This window comes from Mesorhizobium sp. B2-1-1 (genome assembly GCF_006442975.2).
In the GTDB taxonomy this organism is placed as follows: Bacteria; Pseudomonadota; Alphaproteobacteria; order Rhizobiales; family Rhizobiaceae; genus Mesorhizobium.
Genome location: NZ_CP083954.1, coordinates 1,616,505 through 1,638,692, shown reverse-complemented (window position 1 = coordinate 1,638,692; position 22,188 = coordinate 1,616,505). Strand labels below are relative to the sequence as shown.

Here is a 22,188-nt window from a genome sequence, read left to right as displayed (position 1 = left end):
AGTGACGGCCTGGAGTTTCCATGCTAGAAACACCATTATGTTTGACCGTTCGTCCAAAATTTCGACCACTGGCGATCCGCTGACCGACATATTGCGCGGGCTGCGTCTCGACGGCGTCGACTACGCCCGTTGCGAAATGCGGGAGCCTTGGGGCATCCAGTTTCCGGCCCAGGCAGCGGCGCGATTCCACTTCATCGGCCGCAAGGGCTGCTGGCTGATGCAGCCCTCGGGCGAGTGGGTCGAGCTCAAGGCGGGCGACGCGGCGCTGCTGCCGCGTGGCGCAGCGCATGTGCTGGCAAGCGAACCGGGCACCAAGGCTTGGCCGATCCAGGGCTACGCGGCCGAAGAAGTCTGCAAGAACGTCTATTGCATGTCCAATGAAGCCATGTGCCCCGATGGTCGCTGTCCGGGCACGCTGCTGTTTTTTGGCAGCATGTACTTCAACATCGATGGCCTACATCCCCTGCTCGGCATGATGCCTGATGTCATGCGCGCGCATGAACTCGAAGCTTATGAGCCGGGTATTCCGCATCTCCTGGACTCGATGGCGCGTGAAGTGACGATGGAGCGCGTCGGCTCCGGCGGCATTCTGGCGCGGCTCGCCGACGTCCTTGCCGCCACCGTGATCCGCTCATGGGTCGAGCGCGGCTGCGGCGATTCAAGCGGTTGGATCGCGGCGGTCAGGGATCCCGACATCGGGCGCGTTCTGGCCGCCATCCATCTCGAACCGGACCGCGACTGGACCGTCGAGGCGCTCGCCAGGATGATGGGCGCCTCGCGATCGGGCTTTGCCGAGCGTTTTGCCACCATTGTCGGCGAGACGCCGGCCAGGTACGTCACCCAGGTGCGCATGCACCAGGCCCGACAATGGCTGGTGCGCGATCGCCAGAAGATTTCCGTCGTCGCCACACGCCTGGGTTATGAGTCGGACGCCGCCTTCAGCCGGGCCTTCAAGCGCGTCATCGGCTCGGCTCCCAGCCACCTGCGTGCCGAGGAACATGCTGAGATCCGCCAGGCCGGCTGAAGCGGCAGGCCGTGACTCCAGGCTGGATCAATTCCGTCCGGAATTGCCCGAAGAGATACAGCAGTTCAGCGTTTCCGTGGGACGCTGAACTGCTGTAGGAATCGGCATGGACTTGACCTCGCCCAACGACACTGTGCCGGCCCCGGGGGGTGCGTTGACCGAGATGTTGCGCGCGCTGCGCCTCGAGGGCGTCGACTATGGCCGCTGCGAACTGGGCGCGCCTTGGGCCGTGCTCTTTCCGATGCAGAAGGCGGCGCGGTTTCACTTCATCGGCCGTGCCGGATGCTGGCTGCTTTCGCCACCAGGCGAATGGATGGAACTGAAAGCCGGCGATGCATTGCTGTTGCCGCGCGGCGCCGGGCATATCCTTGCCAGCGCACCCGGTGTACAAGCCGAGCCGCTCGAAAGCTACAGCGTCGAGCCCCTGCAGGACAATGTCTACGCCGTCTCGAACGGCGGCCATGGTGCAAAAACGCTGCTGTTCTGCGGCAGCATGCACTTCAACCACGATGGCTCGCATCCACTGCTGGCCATGATGCCGGATATGCTGCGCGCGAAGGAGCTGATGGCCGGCGAGCCAGGCATCCCGCATTTGCTGGAAGCCATGGCCGACGAGGCGACGAGGAACCGGGCCGGCTCCGGCATGATGCTGGCGCGGCTGGCCGATGTATTGGCCGCAGCCATCATCCGCTCCTGGGTGGAGAACAGCGCCGGTGACATCACGGGTTGGATCGCGGCGATCAAGGATCGGGACATCGGCCGCGTGCTGGTCGCCATTCATCGGCAGCCTGACAGGAACTGGACCGTCGAAGCGCTGGCCCGCGAGATGGGCGCCTCACGGTCGGCTTTTGCCGAACGTTTCACGGCCGTCGTCGGAGAGACGCCGGCAAAATATGTCGCCGGGGTGCGCATGCATCAGGCAAGACGGTGGCTCGAGGAAGAAGGGATGCGGGTGTCGGTGATCGCCGCCAGATTGGGCTACGATTCGGAAGCGTCGTTCAGCCGGGCCTTCAAGCGCATCGTCGGCAGCGCGCCCAGCCATTTGCGCGCCGCGGGCGGCGCCTCGGGAAAAGGCTAAATCAACGCTGTTTGCAGTGGCGATTTCCGGCCTGGATGAATTGCCAAGTGTTCCGGACAGAATGCCATTCCCGGCTTGGCCATTTGCAATAGCTTGTCATCCAACAGACGAGCGCCGGCGGCAAGTCGGCCCGAAGAGGAGAAGCGATGCCAAATCACTTAAAAATCCTGACGCTGGCCGCAATGCTCACTGTCCCCGGCCGTGCCTTCGCCCTTGAGGACAGCTATCTGCCGGCCAGCAAGATTCCCTATGTTTCTGAGGCGCCGGACCAACCGCAGCGTCTCGGACCGCTATGGGGAGAAAGGGCAAGGGCCCCGCGGGTACCTTGCTGAAAGTCCCGGGCAACTGGCACGCCCCTGTTCATGCGCACACCGCCGATTATCGCGCCGTGGTGATCCAGGGCCTATGGGCGCACTGGCAGATGGACGGCGGCGAGGCGAGCAAGGTCGAGCTGCCTCCCGGATCCTACTGGACCCAGAAGGCCAATGAGATGCATGACGACGCCTGCCTCTCGGAGACGGAATGCGTGATCCTGCTGATCAACACCGAGCCCTATGAGACCTATCTGCCGAAGTAGAGGTGCGGGACGGCTGTCCGGCCGGCATTGCTGCGGGGGCTCAGAACTCGGGTTAACAAGACCTGACCACAGCCAGTCCCGCTGTGCCAGTTTCCCATGATAGGAATTTTTTCTTGACTGGGTGAAGGCAACTATGGTAGATATTTGGTTATGGTGCTGAGTTGCGCCAGGGACCCGCCGCACAGGCGGGTTTTTCCGTTCAAATGCTTCATCAACAGCGCACCGACGAAGGCTCCGGAGGGACCCGTTAGCCCGTATTCCTTGCCCTGCCGCAAGTCGGGCTTTTTGTTTAGGGCGCTGTCCGGAACATCGCATTCGCGATATTCGCCTCATCCGGCGTGCCGCAAACTCACGCCGCTGCCCTTGTCGAACAGCACCACCTTGTCCGGATTCCAGGCAAAGCGCACCGGCTGCTCGATCGCGACATCGGTCCGCGCCGGCACCGTGGCGCGCAGCGTGGTCTCGCCCACGCGCAGCGTCAGGATCTTTTCCACGCCATGGTTTTCGACGTCGTGGACGCGCGCCTCGACCGGCGCACCGCTCTCGAGATAGACGTCCTCGGGGCGGATGCCGAAGACGAGCGGGCGACCGTCGGTCGCCGCACTCGCCTTGGCTCCCCCTGAAAGCGGCAATTCGAAATTCAGCGGCGCCATGACCGCATGATCGTTGACCACCCTGCCGTCGATGAGGTTCATCGGCGGCGAGCCCACGAAGCTCGCCACATAGGTGTCGCGCGGATTGTTGTAGATCTCATGCGGCGTGCCGGTCTGGACGATGCGGCCATGGTTGAGCACGCCCACCTTGTCGCCCATGGACATCGCCTCGATCTGGTCGTGGGTGACGAACAGGAAGGTGGCGCCGAGCTGCATCTGCAGGTTCTTCAGTTCCGTGCGCAGCGCCTCGCGCAGCTTGGCGTCGAGCGCCGACAGCGGCTCGTCCATCAGGAACACGCGCGGCTTGCGCACGATGGCCCGGCCGATCGAGACGCGCTGCATCTCGCCGCCCGACAGCCGGTCGGTCTTGCGGTCGAGCAGATGCTCGATCCTGAGCGTCCGCGCCGCGCGGTCGACGCGGTCCTTGATTTCGGCGTCGGGCAGCCGCCGGATCTTCGGCTTCAGCGGGAATTCGAGGTTTTCGCGCACCGTATAGCGCGGGTAGAGCGAATATTGCTGCAGCACCAGCGCCACGTCGCGCTCGGCGGCGCCCCAGTCGGCAACGTCGATCCCGTCGATGAAGACCTGGCCCTCGCTCGGTTTTTCCAGTCCGGCGATCAGCCGCAGCGTCGTTGTCTTGCCCGCGCCCGTCTCGCCGAGCAGGACGAAGAACTCGCCATCGGCGATGTCGAGGTCGAGCCCAGTCAGGGCCGTGTGATTGCCGAACGTCTTGGAGATGTTCTTGAGCTGGATATGGGCCATCAGAGTCTCACTCCGAGCGACTTGCCGCTCGCCGCGTCGAAGAAATGCGCCTGTGTCGGATCGATCCTGGCGAACACCCTCTCGCCGGGACCTGAAATGAAGCCGCTCTTGGTGCGGGCGCGCAGCATCTTGGAGCCGACTTTCAGGTCGACGATGTCGAACGAGCCGAGCGGCTCGACGATCTGCGTCTCGACCGCCATGAAGCCCTCCGCCGCCTCACGGCTGATGAGGACGCCTTCCGGCCTGATGCCGAGTGCCAGCCGGCCGCCCGCATGGCCGTTCAGCTTCGACAGGAGCGCGCGCGGGAACTCGAAACCGGTTGGCGCATCGCCCACCGTCACCGAGGCCGACGAGGCTTTTTCGGCCACCGCCGCGTCGGCCACGTTCATCACCGGACTGCCGACGAATTGCGCGACGAAGAGGTTGGCCGGGTGCGAATAGACCTCGTCGGGGGAGCCGACCTGCTGGAGAACCCCCTCATGCATGATGACGATGCGATCGGCGAGGCTCATCGCCTCGATCTGGTCATGGGTGACGTAGATGGTGGTCGAGCCTTGCTTGATGTGCAGCCGCTTGATCTCGGCCCGCATCTCCTCGCGCAGCTTGGCGTCGAGCGCGCCGATCGGCTCGTCCATCAGCATCGCTTTCGGCCGCCGCACCAGTGCCCGGCCGATCGCCACGCGCTGCATGTCGCCGCCCGACAGCGCCGACGGTTTCTTGCCGAGCAGGTCCGTGATTTGCAGCGTCTTGGCGACCGAGCGAACTTCCTGGTCGATTTCGCTCTTGCTCTTTCGCGTGGCGCGCAAGGGAAAGGCGATGTTCTCGTAGACGCTCATATGCGGGTACAGCGAGAACGACTGGAAGACCATGGCGATGTCGCGATCGGCGGCCTTCAGATGCTGGATGGGCTTGCCGTCGATGAGGATGTCGCCCTCGTCGATCGTCTCCAGCCCGGCAATGGCGCGCAGCGTCGTCGTCTTGCCGCAGCCCGACTGACCGAGCAGCACGATGAACTCGTTGTCTTCGATCTTGAGGTTGAGGTCCTTGATGACCTGGACGGCGCCGAAGAACTTCTGGACGCCGCGAAGCTCGATCTGGGTCAATGCTGCGCTCCCGGATTTCGCTGCGGATCGCCTGACTGGCCGGTTCCGGCTTCCTCTTGCGGTGCGATCTTGGAGGTGATGTTGAAGCCGATCAGGCCGATCAGGATGATGGTCAGCCCATAGCTGTGCAGCAGCAAGTTCCAGGGCTGGCAGAGCGCAACGATGCCGAGCACCATCAGCACCTGGCTGCCTGGTTCCAGATATTTCTGGTTGATGGCGCGAAAGCTCATTTGCGGATCGCTCCGAAGGACATGCCGCGCAACAGGTGATTACGAAGCAGGAAGGTGAAGATGGCGACAGGAAGCAGGAACAGGAAAGTGCCGGCGGCGATCACCGTCCAGTCCGGCAGCCCGGAGCCGACCTGGCTCGGGATGAACGGCGGTGCGGTCTGGGCGCGGCGATTGGTCATGATCAGCGCGAAGGCATATTCGTTCCATGCCGTGATGAAGCAGAACACGGCCGTCGCGGCGATGCCGGTGGCGGCTTCGGGCAGCACGATCTTGAAGAAGGCTTCCATGCGCGTATAGCCGTCGACGAGCGCCGCTTCCTCGTACTCCTTCGGGATCTCGTCCATGAAGCCCTTCATCAGCCAAACCGAGAAGGACAGGTTGAAGGCGGTGTAGAGGATGATCAGCCCGATATGGGAATCGTTGAGGCCGACCGCCCGGTACATCAGGAACATCGGGATCGCCACCACCACGGGCGGCAGCATGCGGGTCGAGAGGATGAAGAACAAAAGGTCCGCCTCGCCTTTGACCCTGAAGCGCGAGAAGCCATAGGCGGTGAATGTACCCATGCCGACCGCCAGCACCGTCGAGGTGATCGCGACGATCAGCGAATTCATGAAACGGTTCGGATAGCCCGACCATTGCACCTGGCCCTTGCCGTCGCGCACGATCTTTTCGCCGCCGTCGAAGACGACGCGTTCCCACCAGGGCGCCGCCGCGTATTCTTCGGGCGAAGGCGGGCTGCGCAATTGCGAGCGCTTGGTGAACAGCTTCACGAAGGGCGATATCTCCGGCTGGAACACGACCGTCGGCGGGATGGTGGTGGCAAGGTTGCGCGGCTTGAACGCCGTCGAGGCGATCCAGTAGATCGGTGCCAGGAAGATCACTGTCGCCACCAGCACGGCGACGATTGCGACGCGGTTGAGGGCGATCTCGGAAGAAGTGCGGACGGCGGCCATCTCAGCGCTCCTTCACTTTGTTCAGATATTTGACGTAGATGTTGGTGATGGCCAGCACCATGATCAGCACGATGTAGGCGAGCGCGCAGGAGCGCCCGGTCTGCCATTCCTGGAACGCCATCTTGTAGAGCCGGATCGAGATCAGTTCAGCCGTCGGCTGGGTGGTCAGGATGTAGGCCAGATCGAAGGTCTTGAACGCTTCCATGGTGCGGAAGATGACGGCGATCATGAGGATCGGCGCGACCAGCGGCAAGGTGATGCGGAAGAAGGTGTAGAACGGACCGGCGCGGTCGATAGCGGCGGCTTCGTAGAGGTGCTTCGGCACCGCCGAGAGGCCGGCCAGCGACAGCAGCATGACGAAGGGCGACCACATCCAGATGTCGGTCAGCGCCACCGCGTAGAGTGCCATCTTGGGGTCGGCCAGCCACTCGAAATTGCCAAGCCCAAGCGCATAGTTGATGACGCCCCATGACGGATCGTAGAGCAGTTTCCAGAACAGGCCGACGACGGCCATCGACAGCATCATCGGCAGCAGCAGCAGGGTCGTCAGCAGCCCCTTCAGCGGAATATCGCGGTTGAGCAGCATCGCCACGCCGAAGCCGACCAGCAACTGTCCGGCGACCGAGATGATCACGTATTTGGCGGTGATCGCGAAGTTGGACCAGACATAGGGGTCGCTGAGCAGGTCGCGGTAGTTCTGCAACCCGACGAAATTCGCCGGCGCGTTGGTCGAGGCGCGGAAATCGGTGAAGGAATAGCCGAGCGAATAGATCAGCGGAAAGATGTTGAAGACGATCAGGAACAGGATCGTCGGGATGATGAAAAGATTGCGGATCGAAATATCGCTAAGGCCACGCGCGGCCGCGCGTGAAGATCTGTCCAGCGTGGTGATCATCGTGGTCGCCAAGACCCTGCTCCCGCTTGAAGAAAAAGAAACGGAGGAGGCATGAGCGCCCCCTCCGTGGGACATGAACGATTATTGGCCGCGGCCGTATTTCTTAAAGGTCGCGTTCCAGTCGGCGGCCAGTGCGTCGAGCGTTTCCTTGGCGGTGCCTTCGCCGCCGATCATGTAGGGATAGACGCGCTGGTTGAGCTGCTGGAGCAGTTCGGCGTATTCCGGCACCGCCCAGAAATCCTTCACCTTGAACATGGTCTCGTAGAAGGCCTTGTTGTAGGGCGTCGCATTCTGGAACTCTTCCGACTTGAGCACGGCTGCGCTGCAGGTGTAGCCGCCGAGTGCCGCCCACTTCTTCTGGGTCTCGTCCTTGATGAACCATTCGAGGAACTTCATCGCCTCGTCCTGCTTCTGCGAGTAGGAGACGACGGAGATGCCCTGACCACCGAGTGCGGCGAACTGGTCGCCGTTCGGCCCGGGAGGATTGGCGAAGAAGCCGGTGTTCTTGGCGTTCGGGTTCGACGCCTCGTTGATCAGCGAGGGGAAGAACGCGAAGTAGTTCATGCTCATCGCGGCCAGGTTTTCGGTGATCGCCTGGTTGTCCTCGACGAAGAACGACTTGGCCCAGCCCGGAGGCGTGAACTTGTAAAGCTCCTTATAGGCGTCGAGCGCGGCGACAGCCTTGTCGGAGTTGATGAAACCGTCGACCTTGTAGGTCGAATAGTCACCCAGTTCGCCGCCATAGGAGAACAGCGCGTTCTCGAAGCCCATCGCCATCGCGTCATAGGAATTGTCGGTGTAGATGGCGATGCCGTATCTCTTCTGGTCCGGCCGGTGGAAGAATTCGGCGATGTCGCGCAGCGCCTTGAAATCCTTCGGCACGTCGAGGTCGTAGCCGTATTTGGCCTTGAAGGCTTCCTTCTCCTTGGGATCCTCGAACCAATCCTTGCGATAGGACCAGCCTACGGCGTCGCCTTCGAGCGGGATGGCCCAGTACTTGCCGCTGTTGCCAGGATATTCGGCGTAGTACTTCACCGTCGCCGGCGCCATCACCTCGCCGAGCTTGTGCTTGTTGAAGAAGTCGGTGAGGTCGACATAGTGGCCACCGGTCGACCCGGCGCCGAGCCACTGCGAGTCGCCGACGACCAGGTCGTAGGCATCGCCATGAGCGTTGAACTCGGTGAAGGCCTTGGTCTGGAAGTCGGCCCAGGGCGTGGTTTCCACCGTGATCTTGACGCCGGTTTCCTTCTCGTACTCGTTGCCGAGTTCCTGGAGGTAGTTGGCAGGATCCCATTCCGCCCAGAAGATGGTGAGCGATTTGTCCTGGGCGTAGACGGATGTTCCGCAGGCAAGTGTCAAGCCGATACCAGCAAGCAAGCTGGTCACTATCTTGCGCATGATGTTTCCTCCCTTGTGCGCATTCTACCGTATCAAGCGAGCCGGCAAACGGGGCCGGCCCTGGTAGTTCCTCCCTTGGTCGCGCCTTCCGGTTTGGAGCCTCCTCGCCCGTCCGGAAATGGATCGCAGCCCTCACTTTCGATCCGCTTTTCTCCTTTGATCTGGTATTACCAATTTTGAAGCTTCGTCAAGCCCTTTCTTGAGCAATGGTGACAGCTCGAAGTCTCGAATTCCAGCCTTATCTGCCTGTTTTTCCTAAATTTTCCTACTCATTGATAGACATCAGCCTTGTTCATGCTTCAGCATTGCGGTTAATATCAGCAGCCGGCATGCAAATCTGGTAGAACCAGATACCTGCTATTTCGTGACCCTTGTTGGTTCGATCGCTTGTGCTTCGGAGACTGATTCCGCGATCGCCGCGCGCACCAGGGCGACCGCCGCCCACTGGGCGACAGACATCATCCGGCGACCGTCCAGTCCCCAGATGTCCTTCAGCACGATAAGCACCTCGACGCCGAAGATCAGCGACAGCGCCTGCGCCAGCCGCTGAAGGTCGCGCGGCGGCAGCCGGCCCTTGAGCGGAGCGAGCGCGTCCTGAAGCAACTCGACGCGGTGGCCGCGCTTGAAGGTCGGTTCGCTGCCCAAAGTGCCGGCCTGGCGCCGCGCCCACTGATCGAGCGACAGTTTCAACGCCGCCTTGAATGTGGCCTCGAAAGCCTCGATGCGCGGCATGGCCGTATCGAAGAGCTCGGCGACGCGGCGCTCGGCATCGGCAGAGGTGGATTTCCACGTGAGGATCGGTCCGAGCCCCTCGTCGACCACCGCCTGCACCAGTGCCGCCTGGCTCGGAAAATAGCGATAGGCGGTGGCGCGGGAAACCTGCGCCGCCTCGGCAACCTCGCTGACCGAAGGTGTCGCGCCCGCCTGCATCAGCCTCGTCGCCGTCTCCAGCATCAGCCGTTTCGTGCGCGCGCGCGGTCCACGTTCGGGTCCCCCGGCGGTGTCGTCGCTTGTTGCGGCGTGTTGACGTGAGACATCCATATCAATATGATACGCGCGTCTCAAAAAATTACAATGACCTCCTCATTTTTGGAATGGCTAGGTTGACGCTCTGTAGAGCACTGAGCCTTGGGTGACTTGGACCGGCAGAGGGAGGCATCGATGAAGCGCATTTATGTGGTGGGCACCGCGGACACCAAGGGTGAGGAACTCGCCTTCCTGGCCGACGCGATCGCCGCCACGGGTGCCGCTGTCTGCCGGGTCGACGTCGGAACGCGCGGCGCGAGCGTGCCGGTCGACATTGCCGCTGAGGATGTGGCAGGCCACCATCCCGGCGGGCGAGACGCGGTGCTCGCCGGCAACGACCGCGGCACCGCGGTCGCCGCCATGGGCATCGCCTTCGCTCGCTTTGCCCAATCACGAAACGACATTGCCGCCATGATCGGCATCGGCGGCGGCGGCGGCACGTCGATCATCACCGCAGGCATGCGCACGCTGCCGCTCGGCCTGCCCAAGATCATGGTTTCGACGCTCGCTTCCGGCGACACCGCGCCCTATGTCGACATCTCGGACATCATCATGATGCCGTCGGTGACCGACATGGCCGGGCTGAACCAGCTCTCGCGTGTCGTTCTGCACAATGCGGCCCAGGCGATATCGGGCATGGCCGCCGGACCGCCGCCGCCGCCCGAGGGCAAGCCGTCGATCGGCCTCACCATGTTCGGCGTCACCACGCCCTGCGTGACGGCAATCGCGGATCAGCTCCGTTCGACCTATGACTGCATGGTCTTTCACGCCACCGGCACCGGCGGCCGCAGCATGGAAAAACTGGCCGACAGCGGCCTGCTGTCCGGCGCCATCGACATCACCACCACTGAGGTCTGCGATCTCCTGTTCGGCGGCGTGCTGCCGGCGACGGAGGATCGTTTCGGTGCCGTTGCCCGCACCGGCCTGCCTTATGTCGGCTCGGTCGGCGCGCTCGACATGGTCAATTTCTGGGCGCCTGCGACCATTCCGGACCATTATCGCGGGCGGCTGTTCTACGAGCACAACCCGAACGTCACGCTGATGCGCACGACGGCGCAGGAATGCCGCAAGATCGGCGAGTGGATCGGCACAAGGCTCGCCCGCTGCAAGGGGCCCGTGCATTTCCTTGTCCCGGAGAAAGGCGTCTCGGCGCTCGACATCGAAGGCGGCGCCTTCTTCGACCCGCAAGCCGATGCCGCCCTGTTCGAAGCCATTGAGCGCACGATTAAGCCGAACGCGACGCGCCGGCTGACACGCCTGCCGCTGCACATCAATGATCCCCGATTCGCCAAGGCCGCGGTCGCGGCTTTCCTCGAAATCGCCAGACAGTGAGATCCAAGACATGCCGGCAATACCGCGCAAGGACATACTGAAGAAATTCAGGGGGATGATCGACAAGGGCGTGCCGATCGTCGGCGGCGGCGCTGGCACCGGCCTGTCGGCCAAGGCCGAAGAGGCCGGCGGCATCGACCTCATCATCATCTACAATTCCGGCCGCTACCGCATGGCCGGTCGCGGTTCGGCCGCGGGCCTGCTCGCCTATGGCAATGCCAATGAGATCGTCAAGGAGATGGCCTACGAGGTGCTGCCGGTGGTCAGGAAGACGCCGGTGCTGGCCGGCGTCAACGGCACCGATCCGTTCGTCATCATGCCGCTGCTGCTCTCCGAGCTGAAGACGATGGGTTTTTCCGGGGTGCAGAATTTCCCCACCATCGGCCTGTTCGACGGCAGCATGCGACAGAGCTTCGAGGAGACCGGCATGGGTTTTGGGCTCGAGGTCGACATGATCGCCGAAGCCCGCAAGCTCGACCTTCTGACCACGCCCTATGTCTTCAACCCGGACGAGGCGCGCGCCATGACCAGGGCCGGCGCCGATATCGTCGTGGCTCATATGGGCGTGACGACGGGGGGCTCGATCGGCGCCACCTCTGCCAAGTCGCTCGACGATTGCGTGGTCGCCATCGACGCGATCGCCGAAGCGGCCCGTTCGGTGCGCAAGGATGTCATCCTGCTTTGCCATGGCGGACCGATCTCGATGCCGGACGACGCCCGCTACATCCTCGAACGCTGCAAGGGCCTGCACGGCTTTTATGGCGCGAGCTCGATGGAGCGGCTGCCGGCGGAAGCGGCGATCGCCCGGCAGACCGCCGATTTCAAGGCCGTTACGCTTGGCGGCCTGAAGACGACCACGAAGAAAAAGAAGGGATCATGAGAATGACCGACAAGAGCAAGGTGTTCGTCTACCCGAAGGATGTCAGCGCCTTCGGATTCGACTGGGGAAAATTGTCGCTGACGGTCGCTCCGGAAGTGAACGGCGCGACCCGCTTTTCCGGCGGCGTCGTCGACCTGCCTTCCGGCAAGGGCCATACCCGTCATAACCATCCGGGCGCGGAAGAAATCATCTTTGTCATTTCGGGCCATGGCGAGCAGATGGTCGAGGACGAGCAAGGCAATCCGGTGGTCGAGAAGGTCGGCCCCGGCTGCACCATTTACGTGCCGGAGAGCCGCTTCCACTCGACGCTCAACACCGGCGACGGGCCGATGCAGCTGTTCGTCGTCTATTCGCCGGCAGGGCCGGAACTGGGATTGCGCGAACTGCCGGATTTCAGGTTGCTGCCGGCCGGGAACTCCCCTCCCTCGCGACTTTGAGGCGCCCTTCCGATATGCTATCCAGCATGCCTCCTTGAGAGAGAAGCGATGACGCGTTTCAGTCCCCAGGAATTCGTGGAAAAGCTCGCAACGGGCAGCCTGCCGGATGGCAACCCGGCCATGACGGTTGGCGGTATTGTCAAGGCCAACGACGCCGACCCGTCAACGCTTCTCTTTTCGACCGATTTGTCCTGCGAATCCTGGATACCCGTGCCGCTGAGCTTGATCCAGACGGTCGAGCAGGTACGGACGGTCAACTGCAAAGACCATAAGCATCCGCTGGTCAAGATCGCTTTTACACCGCCCTCGCCGGATCAACGTGACATCAATGCCCTGCTTATGATCATGGCCGGGCTTCAGAGCCAACTCTCCTGGTTCCATCGCAACGCCAAGTCCGGCAGTCCGTGGGCGTCAACGTTTGCATCCGATTGCGCCGTCGTCTCCGCATCCGAGGGGCTTACCATATGCTGCACCCAGACGATCGACGGAAGATTGGAAGTCGTCTGCACTGGAATGGTTTAGTGCCTGTCGCGCAAAAGTGACTTCTGTTTAGCGGCAACGGCAAAGCGCCGCGCATGAATTCGTTTCGACGCGACGCGCCTTAGAGACAATCGAGACCGGCACGCTCATTTGTAACGTGGCAGGTTACATGCCACCCCGGTTCCATGCCCGACCCCGATCCCCGAACATCACATAGCCGGTATCGGTAACCGCCACCGTATCCTCCAGCTTGATGAAGCCGCGCGTCGGGTGAAGCATGGTCGTCTCCACCGATAGCACCATGTTCCTCTCCAGCGGCTTGCCCGCATAGGTGCCTTCATAGGTCACCGGATGGTTGGTCATCAGGAACGGCGCCTCATGCGTGATCAGCCCCATGCCGTGAGCGAAGAAATCCGTGTAGGGCGCGACCTTGGATTTTTTCAGCACGCCTTCGGCATGGGAAATCATGTCACCACCCAGCGTACCCGCCTTTACCTTCGAGAACGCCGCCTGCTGCACCGCCTCGACTTCGGCCAGCAGGTCCTCCAGCTCGGCATCCGGGTCTCCGAGAACCCCCATGCGGCAGAGGTCGCCGATATAGCCATGATAATTGCCGCCGGAATCGATCGACAGCACTTCACCCTTTTTCCACGCCTGCGGCGACGCCGCGCGGTTGTGGCTGGAGCCCAGCGTCAGCAGGCAATATTCGAAATGCGCGCCGCGATTGGTCTCCTCGCGGCGAAGCTGTTCGATCATCTCGCTCTTGGTCGTGCCTTCGCGCGCCCATTGGATGGTGGCCAGCATGGAATCGGTGATCAGTTCGGAGGCGATCCGCAGTTTCTCCAGCTCGGCCTCGGTCTTGATGGCGCGCATGCGCTCCAGCATGTCGGTGGCATCGACCAGCTTGGCGTCGGGGAGCGCTTTGCGGATCAGGGCATAGGCGTCCGACGGCAGGAAACCCGGCTCGATGCCGATGCGAGCGTCGCCCTTGCCGATCTTGCGCACATGCTCGACAGCGAGATTGGCGGCATCGAGCGTGCCCCAGCAGGCGGCATGCAGCGTCGGCGTCCAGAACGGGTGGTTCTGGTGTTCGCCACCCTCCATGCGGTTGCCGATATAGGCGGCGTGGTCCGGTCCGCCTTTTTCGTAGATCACGATCGGCAGGTACCGGCTGTGGCCGATCGCATCCATGGCGGCGAAGAAGATGAACTTGTAGCCGCCGAGCAGATATTGGGTGTTGTGCTTGGATGTCGCGAGCAGGACGTCGATATCAGCCTCTTCCATCAGGCCATCGACCCTGGCGTGGTCGAATGGGATGTCGCCGACGGCACTCTTCCCCGGAGCTATGTTCATTGTCTCTCTCCCTGAATGTCCGCGCGGATCGGCTGGACCGCCGGATGCCCGATCCCGTTAGGTCTTCCGACTTCGGGTCAAATCTGCACCATTTTCGCCCATCTGGTCCAGCCAGAAACAGGCTCGCCCAGCTGAATGGCCGTCGCCGGTGCCGATAATGTGAGGTGCATCGGATGACCTGGTCTTACCAAGTCAGGTTTATCGACCACTCTCCCGTAACTGGTCCAGCGAACAAAAATTTCAAAGCCACGCCACGATGCGCCAATTCCGTCTCTGGCGAAAGCCACGGCAAGGCCCATAATCAAACGTGCATGGAAACGCCCGAAAGGCCTCCGTGCAAGATATGAGATAGAGGGGGAATAGGATGATGTCGGAGTTCAGGATTTCACGCCGCACGGTGCTTGCGGGCTCTGCCGTGCTTCTGGCCTCCACCGCGATGCCGGCCTTGAGCTGGGCGCAGACGCCGAAGAAGGGTGGCCGCCTGGTGCTCGCCGCCGATTCCGAGCCGCGCAACCTCAACCCGGCCATCGTCGCCTCGAATGGCGTCTTCTTCATCTCCAGCAAGATCGTCGAAACGCTGGCCGAAGCCTCCTTCGATGGCAAGGACGGGCTTGCACCACGCCTGGCGGTCAGTTGGGAAGGCGCCGCCGACGGGCTGTCGGCGACCTTCAAACTGCGCGAAGGGGTCAAATGGCATGACGGCAAGCCGTTTACCTCGGCCGATGTCGCCTTCTCGGCGCTGCAGATCTGGAAGCCGCTGCAGAATCTCGGCCGCACCGTGTTCAAGGATCTGGCCGCGGTAGATACCCCTGATGAATTGACCGCCGTGTTCAAATTCGCCAAGCCGACGCCCTTCCAGCTGATCCGCAACGCTCTGCCGGCGCTGAGCAGCGTGGTGCCGAAGCACGTTTACGAAGTTGGCAAGATCGAGGACAACCCGGCCAACAACGCGCCCATCGGCACCGGCCCGTTCAAGTTCGCCGAATACAAGGCCGGCCAATACTACCGGCTGACGAAGAACACGGATTATTGGGGCAAGGGCGAGCCCTATCTCGATGAGATCATCTACCAGGTGTTGCCCGACCGCACTTCGGCGGCGAGCGCGCTGGAAGCAGGAGAGATCCAGCTCGCCGCCTTCTCCGCCGTGCCGCTGGCCGATCTTGACCGCATCTCGAAAGTGCCGGGCCTGAAGGTGATCACCAAGGGCTATGAGGGGCTGACCTACCAACTCGTCGTCGAGATCAATCATCGTCGCAAGGAGCTCGCCGACCTGAAGGTGCGCCAGGCGATCGCGCATGCCATCGACAAGGATTTCGTCGTCAAGACGGTGTTCCTCGGCTATGCCGCCACCGCCACCGGCCCGGTGCCGAAGAACGACCCGCAGTTCTATACCGCCGACGTCCCGACCTATGCCTTCGACGTCGCCAAGGCCAATGCGCTGCTCGACGAGGCGGGTTACAAGAAGGGCGCCGACGGCAAGCGCTTTTCGCTGAAACTGTTGCCGGCTCCCTATTTCAACGAAACCAAGCAGTTCGGCGACTATCTGCGCCAGGCGCTCGCCGCCATCGGCATCGACGCCGAGCTCGTCAACAACGATTCCGCCGCGCATATCAAGGCCGTCTACACCGACCACGCTTTCGACCTCGCCGTCGGCCCGCCGGTGTTCCGCGGCGACCCGGCGATCTCGACCACCATCCTGGTGCAGAGCGGCATTCCGGACGGCGTGCCGTTCTCCAACCAGGGCGGCTACAAGAACGATGCGCTGGACGCGCTCATCGCCAAGGCGTCCGAGACGCTCGATGCATCGGCCCGCACCGATCTCTACAAGGAGTTCCAGAAAGAGGTGGCCGCCGACCTGCCGCTGATCAATGTCGCCGAATGGAGCTTCATCAGCGTCGCCCGCGACACGGTCGGCAACATCGCCAACAATCCGCGCTGGGCGGTATCGAACTGGGCGGACACATATCTGGAATCGTGACAGTATTTCGCGGATGAACGTTCGCGAAATCATCGTAGGCGTTGAGTTCTACGAGGCCCCCCTCTGTCCTGCCGGACATCTCCCCCTCAAGGGGGGAGATTGGCAACTTGTCTGTCCCGCGAATTTTCCGACGTTGGGGATTGGCGAAGCCAAAAATGACAGCCAATCTCCCCCCTTGTGGGGGAGATGTCCGGCAGGACAGAGGGGGGTGCCCAGGCGCGGTCCTAACCAACGTATCGCCAACCCATCGAGGGCCGCATGAACCGCGCCCTCGCGCTCCTCCGCCGTCGCCTCGTCGGCAGCATCTTCGTGCTTTTGATCGTCGTCATCGGCACGTTCCTGCTGCTCGAGGCCGCCCCGGGCGACGCGGTCGATGCCTATATCGTCTCTACCGGCGGCGATGCCGGCATGATCGAGCTGTTGCGCCATCGCTGGGGCCTCGACCAGTCGGAGCTGACGCGGCTCGCCAACTATCTCTGGGCGCTGCTGCATCTCGATCTCGGCCAGTCCGTCACCTTTTCGCGGCCGATCCGCGACGTGATCCTCGAGCGCCTGCCGACCACGCTGTGGTTGATGGGCAGCGCCACCGCGCTTTCCTTCGGCCTCGGCTCGGCGCTGGGCATCTATGCCGGCGCCAGGCCGGGCAGTTTTCGCGACCGTTTTCTCTCCATCGGTTCGCTGGCGCTCTACGCGGTGCCGGGTTTCTGGCTCGGCCTGGTGCTGATCGTCGTCTTCGCTGTCGACCTGCGCTGGCTGCCGATCGGCGGCATCGAGACCATCGCCTCCGGCAAGGCCGGCCTCGACCGCGCCGCCGACATCGCCATCCATCTCGTCCTGCCGGTCTCAGCCCTCGGCTTCATCTACCTGGCGCTCTATTTGCGGATGATGCGTGCCGGCATGACCGAGGTCTGGCGGCAGGATTTTGTGCTGGCCGCCCGCGCCAGGGGCTTGTCGCGCCCCCGCATCGTGCTTGCCCATGTCGCCCGCAATGCGCTGCTGCCATTGGTCACGATGCTCGGCCTGCAGTCGGCGCAGATGCTGGGCGGTAGCGTCGTCATCGAGAGTGTCTTTGCCGTGCCCGGTCTGGGTCGGCTGGCGCAGGAGGCAGTGGCCGCGCGCGACACGCCCTTGCTGCTCGGCATCATTCTCGTCAGCGCCGTCCTGGTCATCGTCATCAATCTTCTCGTCGATGTCGCCTATGCCTTTCTCGACCCGCGCGTCGGCGCCAGCGAGGCCGGCACATGAGCACGCTCCGCCGCTTTCTGCGCACGCCGGAGGCGGTCGCCGGCGCCATACTCCTGGCGGCATTGTGCGCCATGGCCCTGTCGGCGCCGCTGCTGTTTCCGGGCGACCCGCAAGCCATCGCCGGCCCGGCGCTGCTGCCGCCCTTCCAGGACTGGTCGCTGCCGCTCGGCACGGATCGCCTCGGCCGCGACGTGCTGGCCGAGCTTTTCCACGGCGCCCGCACGTCGCTTGCCGTCGGCCTTGCGGCAGCGGCCGCCGCACTGGCCATCGGCTCCGTGGTGGGCACGGTGGCCGGGTTTGCCGGCGGCCTCACCGACGAGGTGCTGATGCGCGTCACCGATGCCTTCCAGACCGTGCCGGGCTTTTTGCTCGCTCTGGCCTTCGTCAGCGTGGTCGGCCCTTCGATCGGCGTCGTCGTGGCGGCAATAGCGCTCGGCACCTGGACCGGGCCCGCGCGCGTGGCCCGCGCGGAAGTGCTGTCGATCCGCGAGCGCGACTACGTCGCCGGCGCGCGCGTCATCGGCATGCATCCGCTGGAAATCGCCTTTCGCGAGGTGCTGCCCAATGCCTTGCCGCCGGTGTTGGCGCTGTCCTCGGTGATCGTGGCAGCGGCGATCCTCACCGAGGCGGCTTTGTCCTTCCTCGGCCTTGGCGACCCCAATCGGGTCACCTGGGGCGGCATGATAGCGGAGGGCCGCGCGGTGCTGCGCACCGCGCCCTTCCTGTCGATCGCGCCCGGCATAGCGCTGGTCCTGACGGTGCTCGGCGTCTATCTCGCCGGTGAAGGCATCGTTGAAACCACGGCGGTCAGAAGAGGCCTGTCGTGACCGCGCTGGCTTCGATCCGCAACCTCGCGGTGACCTACCGCCGTGACGACGGCGAGGTGGTGGCGCTGAGGGACATCAGCCTCGACATCAAGGCTGGCGAGCGGCTGGCCGTCATCGGCGAAAGCGGTTCGGGCAAAAGTACGCTGGCTTTGGCGATTGCGGGGTTGTTGCCGGCGAGCGCCAGGATTGACGGACGTATCGATTGGGTTTTGCGACCGTCGATGTTGGGTGCCAAGGCAGAACGCCTACCTTCCCGTTTTCTCGAAAAGGCACCCCTCCTCGGCCGCGATATCGGCTTCATCTTTCAAGACCCGTCCGCCAGCCTCGATCCTGTCATGACCGTCGGCAAACAGATCGCCGAAGTCTCCCGAACCCATCTCGGTCTCACATGGCCTCAGGCATACGCCAAGGCGAAGGATCTGCTCGAACGCGTCCGTCTGCCCGACCCGGACTCCGCCCTGCGCGCCTATCCGCATCAGCTGTCCGGCGGTCAGAAGCAGCGTGTGGCGATTGCAGCCGCGATCGCAGCCGGCCCGAGACTTTTGATCGCCGACGAGGCGACCAGCGCGCTCGACACCATCGTGCAGGCCGAGATCGTCGCACTGATCCGGCGGCTGGCGACAGAAGACGGCATGACGCTGCTGTTCATCAGTCACGACATCGCGCTGGCCGCCGAGCTTGCCGACCGCATTGCCGTGTTCCGGGATGGCGAATTGATCGAACTTGGCGCCACGCAGCAGATCGTCGGTGCGCCAACTGAAGCCTACACGCGCGCGCTGCTCGAGGCCCTATCGGCCTCGACGCCGAACCGCTGCACCACGGTATGATGGCATGAGCGCCCCTGTGCTGGCGGTTTCCAATCTTACCAGGCATTACCGCCGTGGCGGCAAGACGGTTACCGCGGTCGACGACGTTTCCTTCGAAATCGGGCCCGGCGAGACGCTGGCGCTGGCCGGACCCTCCGGCAGCGGCAAGTCGACGATTGCGCGGCTGGTGCTGCGGCTGATCGAGCCGGATGCCGGCCGGATCGAATTCGAAGGCCATGATTTCCTGGCTCTGGGCGGCGCCGGCTTGCGTGCGCGTCGCGCTCGCTTGCAGATGGTGTTCCAGGATCCGCTTGCCGCCTTCAATCCGCGCGCCACGGTGGCGCGCGTGCTTGACGATCCTTTGCGCATCCACGGCGTCGCCTCCCGTTCCGAGCGCCCGCGCCGTATCGCCGCCCTGCTGGAGCGCGTCGGGCTTACGGCGGAGCTCGCCTCTCGCGCCATCCACGAAATCTCGGGCGGCCAGCGGCAGCGGGTGGCGATTGCCCGCGCCATGGCCACGAAACCCTCGCTGATCGTGCTCGACGAAGCGGTGTCGGCACTCGATGTTTCGGTGCGCGGACAGATCCTCGATCTTTTGCTCGACCTGCAACGCCAGGAACGGATCGCTTATCTCTTCATTTCGCATGATCTCGGCGTCGTCAGGGCCGTCGCCCACCGCGTCATCCTTCTCGACGGCGGGCGGATTGCCGAGAGCGGCGATGCCCGCGCCGTCATCGATGCGCCGCGATCGGCTATCGGCAAGGCGCTCGTGGCAGCCGCACCAAAGCTCAGAAGAACCACGCAGGAAGCATCATGATCGACCCCGAAGCCAGAGCCGAGAAACTGTCGCGCGAACTCGATTCCGCATTCCGCAACCGGGCCGACCTCTATCGCCTGTTCCTGGATGAGTTGACCGGAGAGCTGGGCGCCGAAAGAGCCGAGGCGATAATGACCCGGACCATCGAGCAGCGCGGCAAGGAAGTGGCAGCAGCCGCCTTCGCCGCATTCGGTCCCAACGACGCGCGCTCAATCGGCGAAGCTTTCCTGTCGGTCAGCCCGGATGACGGCCGGATGTATCCGACCGATGTCGAACGCGGGCCCGACCGCATCGCCTTCAAGGTGAAACGCTGCCCCCTCAAGGATGCCTGGGTCGAGGCCGGCGTCGGCGAGGAAAAGCTCGCCACGCTCTGCCGCATCGCCGGCGCCTTCGACCGTGGCCTGTTCGAAGCGACCGGCGTGCGTTTCGACAATGTCACCTGGACGCCCGGCCACGGCAGCGGCTGCTGCCATATCGCGCTGACCAACCGCGATGCCGGCTAGCAATTGACGGCCTTAGCCGCCGACCATCAGCCTGACGACCTCGTCATGGTTGGTCTCGGAAATCTTGCGCTCGCCGGCCTGGATCCCACGCCGCAGCACGACGATGCGATCGGAAACGGCGAAGATGTCCTGCAGATTATGCGAGATGAAGATCACGCCGCGCCCTTGCGCCTTGAGCTGATGGATGAGCGAAATCACCTTGCGCTGCTCCGGCACGCCGAGCGCGGCCGTCGGTTCATCCATGATCAGGATCTGCGCATCCCAGTAGACGGCGCGGCCGATGGCCACGGCCTGGCGCTGGCCGCCGGAGAAATTGCTGACCGGCGCGTTCAACCGGCTGACGTGGAAGTCCAGCCGCTTCATCGTCTCCCTGGCGGCCTCTGCCATGGCCTTGCGGTCGAGCACCGGCAGGAAGCCGAACGCCTTGCGCATCGGTTCGCGGCCGAGGAAGATGTTGGCACCGATCGACAGATTGTCGGCCAGCGCGAGATCCTGGTAGATCGTCTCGATGCCCTTTTCGCGCGCCTCCTGCGGCGTGGCGAAAGCCACCGGCTGCCCTCTGAGCAGGATTTCTCCGCCCGTCGGCTGGAACACGCCCGATATTGCCTTGATCAGGGTCGTCTTGCCGGCGCCATTGTCGCCGGCAAGCGCCACCACTTCGCCCGGCCGCACGGCCATGGAGAAATCGTTGAGCGCCCGTACCGCACCGAAGTGCTTGGAAAGGTTCCGGACTTCGAGGAGGGGCTCGGTGCTATTCATCCTGACGGGCTCCACTGAACCGGCGCTGCGCCTGGTCGATGAGAACGGAAATGATGATGACGACGCCGACGGCGATGAACTGCCAGAACGGCTCCACATTGACGAAGACCAGCCCGTATTGGATGACCGCGATCACCAGCGCGCCGGCGACGGTGCCGAAGATGGTGCCGGAGCCGCCGAACAGGCTGGCGCCGCCGATCACCACCGCCGCGACGCTGTCGAGCAGCAGCGGTTCGCCGGCCTGCGCTGCCCCCGCCGTGAAGCGCGCGGCATAGAGCGCGCCGCCAAGGCCGGCGCACATTGCCGACAGCACATAAAGCCGCAGGATATGGCCCCTGATGTCGATGCCGGCGCGGCGCGCGGCCTGCACATTGGCGCCGATAGCGTAATTGTGCTGGCCGAACCGGGTCTGGCTGAGCAGATAGTGCATCACGACGACGAAGACAGCGGCGATCATCACCAGATAGGGCACGCCATGGAACTTGCCGTTGCCGAGCAGTGCGAACCAGGAATTCTGTACCGGCACCGTCGTGCCGCCGGCAAGCAGGAAGGCGACACCGCGGGCGACGCCGAACATGCCGAGCGTGCCGATGAAGGGCGGGACCCTGAGCCGCGAGATCAGCAAGCCGTTGATGACGCCGGGCACGCCGGCCACGATCACCGCGGCAAGGATGCCGGCCAGCATGGCCAACGGCAACGGAATGGCGGCGCCCGCCATGTTGGTGGCATGCGCGGCGATGACCGCCGCAAGGCCCATGATGAAGCCCAGCGACAGGTCGATGCCGCCTGAAATGATGACGAAGGTCTGCCCGGTCGCCAAAAGCAGCGGCGCCACGGCGAAGATCGCGATGGATTGAAGATTGAACGGATTGAGCACGAAAGTGGCGCCGAAGGCGCTCCGCGACCAGATCTCGAAACAGATGATCAGGCCGGCGAGAAACAGCCAGGCGCGCCCCTCGGCGATGCGTGCGATCCAGCTCCTGGCGGGATCGCCGTGGTCAGCCTGGGGGGCGACATGCTTCTCGGCTGGCTGTGCTGGTGATGTCGAGGTCATGAGTACTCCGCGGCG

General features: G+C 63.5%; 21 protein-coding genes and 2 pseudogenes. 13 read left to right on the top strand and 10 right to left on the bottom strand.

Annotated features, from left to right (window positions below):
- Positions 1-37: 37 nt before the first annotated feature.
- The 3 genes and pseudogenes from FJ972_RS07975 to FJ972_RS07965 all read left to right on the top strand — a co-directional run bounded on the left by FJ972_RS07975 (position 38) and on the right by FJ972_RS07965 (position 2,679).
- Positions 38-1,024, top strand: a complete 987-nt coding sequence (locus FJ972_RS07975) for an AraC family transcriptional regulator (RefSeq protein ID WP_140522593.1) — start codon at positions 38-40, stop codon at positions 1,022-1,024.
- Positions 1,025-1,130: 106 nt separating this feature from the next.
- The gene (locus FJ972_RS07970; protein WP_140522595.1) at positions 1,131-2,102 is read left to right on the top strand and encodes an AraC family transcriptional regulator; all 972 of its coding nucleotides are present in this window, start codon (positions 1,131-1,133) and stop codon (positions 2,100-2,102) included.
- Between the two features lie 146 nt (positions 2,103-2,248).
- Positions 2,249-2,679, top strand: a pseudogene (locus FJ972_RS07965) (DUF4437 domain-containing protein).
- Between the two features lie 329 nt (positions 2,680-3,008).
- On the opposite strand, the gene FJ972_RS07960 reads toward FJ972_RS07965, so the two are convergent.
- The 7 genes from FJ972_RS07960 to FJ972_RS07930 form a co-directional block, all read right to left on the bottom strand.
- Entirely contained in the window at positions 3,009-4,094 is a 1,086-nt protein-coding gene (locus FJ972_RS07960) for an ABC transporter ATP-binding protein (protein ID WP_140522597.1), read from the bottom strand.
- Positions 4,094-5,197: an ABC transporter ATP-binding protein gene (locus tag FJ972_RS07955; RefSeq protein WP_140500402.1), complete on the bottom strand. Its 1,104-nt coding sequence runs from the start codon at positions 5,195-5,197 to the stop codon at positions 4,094-4,096. Before FJ972_RS07955 ends, FJ972_RS07960 begins: the two co-directional genes overlap by 1 nt.
- Complete coding sequence (locus FJ972_RS07950; protein ID WP_140513808.1) at positions 5,194-5,427, bottom strand: hypothetical protein; 234 nt, start codon at positions 5,425-5,427, stop codon at positions 5,194-5,196. The genes FJ972_RS07955 and FJ972_RS07950 overlap by 4 nt, the downstream gene beginning before the upstream one ends.
- The gene (locus FJ972_RS07945; RefSeq protein WP_140500406.1) at positions 5,424-6,383 is read right to left on the bottom strand and encodes a carbohydrate ABC transporter permease; all 960 of its coding nucleotides are present in this window, start codon (positions 6,381-6,383) and stop codon (positions 5,424-5,426) included. Before FJ972_RS07945 ends, FJ972_RS07950 begins: the two co-directional genes overlap by 4 nt.
- Before the next feature lies 1 nt (position 6,384).
- Positions 6,385-7,290 carry a carbohydrate ABC transporter permease gene (locus FJ972_RS07940; RefSeq protein ID WP_140500408.1) on the bottom strand — a complete coding sequence of 302 codons (906 nt, stop codon included), beginning with the start codon at positions 7,288-7,290 and terminating at the stop codon, positions 6,385-6,387.
- A 69-nt stretch (positions 7,291-7,359) separates the two neighbouring features.
- Complete coding sequence (locus tag FJ972_RS07935) at positions 7,360-8,676, bottom strand: ABC transporter substrate-binding protein (protein ID WP_140500410.1); 1,317 nt, start codon at positions 8,674-8,676, stop codon at positions 7,360-7,362.
- Positions 8,677-9,033: 357 nt separating this feature from the next.
- Complete coding sequence (locus tag FJ972_RS07930; protein ID WP_140522599.1) at positions 9,034-9,717, bottom strand: TetR/AcrR family transcriptional regulator; 684 nt, start codon at positions 9,715-9,717, stop codon at positions 9,034-9,036.
- A 120-nt stretch (positions 9,718-9,837) separates the two neighbouring features.
- On the opposite strand from FJ972_RS07930, the gene FJ972_RS07925 reads away from it, so the two are divergent.
- Genes FJ972_RS07925 through FJ972_RS07910 form a run of 4 tightly spaced genes read left to right on the top strand, consistent with a single transcriptional unit; the run spans position 9,838 to position 12,873 of the window.
- Positions 9,838-11,034 (top strand): Tm-1-like ATP-binding domain-containing protein, encoded by a 1,197-nt coding sequence (locus FJ972_RS07925; RefSeq protein ID WP_140513810.1) that lies wholly within the window; start codon positions 9,838-9,840, stop codon positions 11,032-11,034.
- A gap of 10 nt (positions 11,035-11,044) precedes the next feature.
- The gene (locus FJ972_RS07920; protein ID WP_140500416.1) at positions 11,045-11,914 is read left to right on the top strand and encodes a phosphoenolpyruvate hydrolase family protein; all 870 of its coding nucleotides are present in this window, start codon (positions 11,045-11,047) and stop codon (positions 11,912-11,914) included.
- A 2-nt stretch (positions 11,915-11,916) separates the two neighbouring features.
- A complete protein-coding gene (locus FJ972_RS07915; RefSeq protein ID WP_140522601.1) occupies positions 11,917-12,351 on the top strand; it encodes a cupin domain-containing protein in 435 nt (144 codons plus the stop codon).
- A gap of 48 nt (positions 12,352-12,399) precedes the next feature.
- Entirely contained in the window at positions 12,400-12,873 is a 474-nt protein-coding gene (locus tag FJ972_RS07910) for a hypothetical protein (RefSeq protein ID WP_140500419.1), read from the top strand.
- Positions 12,874-12,996: 123 nt separating this feature from the next.
- On the opposite strand, the gene FJ972_RS07905 is transcribed toward FJ972_RS07910, so the two are convergent.
- Entirely contained in the window at positions 12,997-14,184 is a 1,188-nt protein-coding gene (locus tag FJ972_RS07905) for a M24 family metallopeptidase (RefSeq protein ID WP_140522602.1), read from the bottom strand.
- A 367-nt stretch (positions 14,185-14,551) separates the two neighbouring features.
- Between FJ972_RS07905 and FJ972_RS07900 the strand changes: the two genes are divergently transcribed.
- The 6 genes and pseudogenes from FJ972_RS07900 (at position 14,552) to FJ972_RS07875 (ending at position 20,360) form a co-directional block, all read left to right on the top strand.
- Positions 14,552-16,162: an ABC transporter substrate-binding protein gene (locus FJ972_RS07900; protein ID WP_140522604.1), complete on the top strand. Its 1,611-nt coding sequence runs from the start codon at positions 14,552-14,554 to the stop codon at positions 16,160-16,162.
- Between the two features lie 258 nt (positions 16,163-16,420).
- A complete protein-coding gene (locus FJ972_RS07895; protein WP_140522608.1) occupies positions 16,421-17,407 on the top strand; it encodes an ABC transporter permease in 987 nt (328 codons plus the stop codon).
- Positions 17,404-18,234: an ABC transporter permease gene (locus tag FJ972_RS07890; RefSeq protein WP_140522610.1), complete on the top strand. Its 831-nt coding sequence runs from the start codon at positions 17,404-17,406 to the stop codon at positions 18,232-18,234. The genes FJ972_RS07895 and FJ972_RS07890 overlap by 4 nt, the downstream gene beginning before the upstream one ends.
- Positions 18,231-19,069, top strand: a pseudogene (locus tag FJ972_RS07885) (ABC transporter ATP-binding protein). Before FJ972_RS07890 ends, FJ972_RS07885 begins: the two are co-directional and overlap by 4 nt.
- Complete coding sequence (locus FJ972_RS07880; protein WP_140522614.1) at positions 19,066-19,857, top strand: ATP-binding cassette domain-containing protein; 792 nt, start codon at positions 19,066-19,068, stop codon at positions 19,855-19,857. Before FJ972_RS07885 ends, FJ972_RS07880 begins: the two are co-directional and overlap by 4 nt.
- Positions 19,854-20,360 (top strand): L-2-amino-thiazoline-4-carboxylic acid hydrolase, encoded by a 507-nt coding sequence (locus FJ972_RS07875; protein ID WP_140500433.1) that lies wholly within the window; start codon positions 19,854-19,856, stop codon positions 20,358-20,360. Before FJ972_RS07880 ends, FJ972_RS07875 begins: the two co-directional genes overlap by 4 nt.
- A gap of 12 nt (positions 20,361-20,372) precedes the next feature.
- On the opposite strand, the gene FJ972_RS07870 is transcribed toward FJ972_RS07875, so the two are convergent.
- Positions 20,373-21,119, bottom strand: a complete 747-nt coding sequence (locus FJ972_RS07870) for an ATP-binding cassette domain-containing protein (RefSeq protein ID WP_140500435.1) — start codon at positions 21,117-21,119, stop codon at positions 20,373-20,375.
- Complete coding sequence (locus FJ972_RS07865) at positions 21,112-22,173, bottom strand: ABC transporter permease subunit (RefSeq protein ID WP_140500436.1); 1,062 nt, start codon at positions 22,171-22,173, stop codon at positions 21,112-21,114. Before FJ972_RS07865 ends, FJ972_RS07870 begins: the two co-directional genes overlap by 8 nt.
- Between the last annotated feature and the right edge of the window lie 15 nt (positions 22,174-22,188).

Excerpts from the sequence above, each read along its gene's own strand:
- FJ972_RS07925 (WP_140513810.1), top strand. The coding sequence starts at position 9,838 with ATGAAGCGCATTTATGTGGTGGGCACCGCGGACACCAAGGGTGAGGAA.
- FJ972_RS07870 (WP_140500435.1), bottom strand. The coding sequence starts at position 21,119 with ATGAATAGCACCGAGCCCCTCCTCGAAGTCCGGAACCTTTCCAAGCAC.
- FJ972_RS07975 (WP_140522593.1), top strand. The coding sequence starts at position 38 with ATGTTTGACCGTTCGTCCAAAATTTCGACCACTGGCGATCCGCTGACC.
- FJ972_RS07910 (WP_140500419.1), top strand. The coding sequence starts at position 12,400 with ATGACGCGTTTCAGTCCCCAGGAATTCGTGGAAAAGCTCGCAACGGGC.
- FJ972_RS07890 (WP_140522610.1), top strand. The coding sequence starts at position 17,404 with ATGAGCACGCTCCGCCGCTTTCTGCGCACGCCGGAGGCGGTCGCCGGC.
- FJ972_RS07920 (WP_140500416.1), top strand. The coding sequence starts at position 11,045 with ATGCCGGCAATACCGCGCAAGGACATACTGAAGAAATTCAGGGGGATG.
- FJ972_RS07950 (WP_140513808.1), bottom strand. The coding sequence starts at position 5,427 with ATGAGCTTTCGCGCCATCAACCAGAAATATCTGGAACCAGGCAGCCAG.
- FJ972_RS07875 (WP_140500433.1), top strand. The coding sequence starts at position 19,854 with ATGATCGACCCCGAAGCCAGAGCCGAGAAACTGTCGCGCGAACTCGAT.
- FJ972_RS07930 (WP_140522599.1), bottom strand. The coding sequence starts at position 9,717 with ATGGATGTCTCACGTCAACACGCCGCAACAAGCGACGACACCGCCGGG.
- FJ972_RS07945 (WP_140500406.1), bottom strand. The coding sequence starts at position 6,383 with ATGGCCGCCGTCCGCACTTCTTCCGAGATCGCCCTCAACCGCGTCGCA.
- FJ972_RS07935 (WP_140500410.1), bottom strand. The coding sequence starts at position 8,676 with ATGCGCAAGATAGTGACCAGCTTGCTTGCTGGTATCGGCTTGACACTT.
- FJ972_RS07895 (WP_140522608.1), top strand. The coding sequence starts at position 16,421 with ATGAACCGCGCCCTCGCGCTCCTCCGCCGTCGCCTCGTCGGCAGCATC.
- FJ972_RS07915 (WP_140522601.1), top strand. The coding sequence starts at position 11,917 with ATGACCGACAAGAGCAAGGTGTTCGTCTACCCGAAGGATGTCAGCGCC.
- FJ972_RS07900 (WP_140522604.1), top strand. The coding sequence starts at position 14,552 with ATGTCGGAGTTCAGGATTTCACGCCGCACGGTGCTTGCGGGCTCTGCC.
- FJ972_RS07960 (WP_140522597.1), bottom strand. The coding sequence starts at position 4,094 with ATGGCCCATATCCAGCTCAAGAACATCTCCAAGACGTTCGGCAATCAC.
- FJ972_RS07970 (WP_140522595.1), top strand. The coding sequence starts at position 1,131 with ATGGACTTGACCTCGCCCAACGACACTGTGCCGGCCCCGGGGGGTGCG.
- FJ972_RS07880 (WP_140522614.1), top strand. The coding sequence starts at position 19,066 with ATGAGCGCCCCTGTGCTGGCGGTTTCCAATCTTACCAGGCATTACCGC.
- FJ972_RS07905 (WP_140522602.1), bottom strand. The coding sequence starts at position 14,184 with ATGAACATAGCTCCGGGGAAGAGTGCCGTCGGCGACATCCCATTCGAC.
- FJ972_RS07865 (WP_140500436.1), bottom strand. The coding sequence starts at position 22,173 with ATGACCTCGACATCACCAGCACAGCCAGCCGAGAAGCATGTCGCCCCC.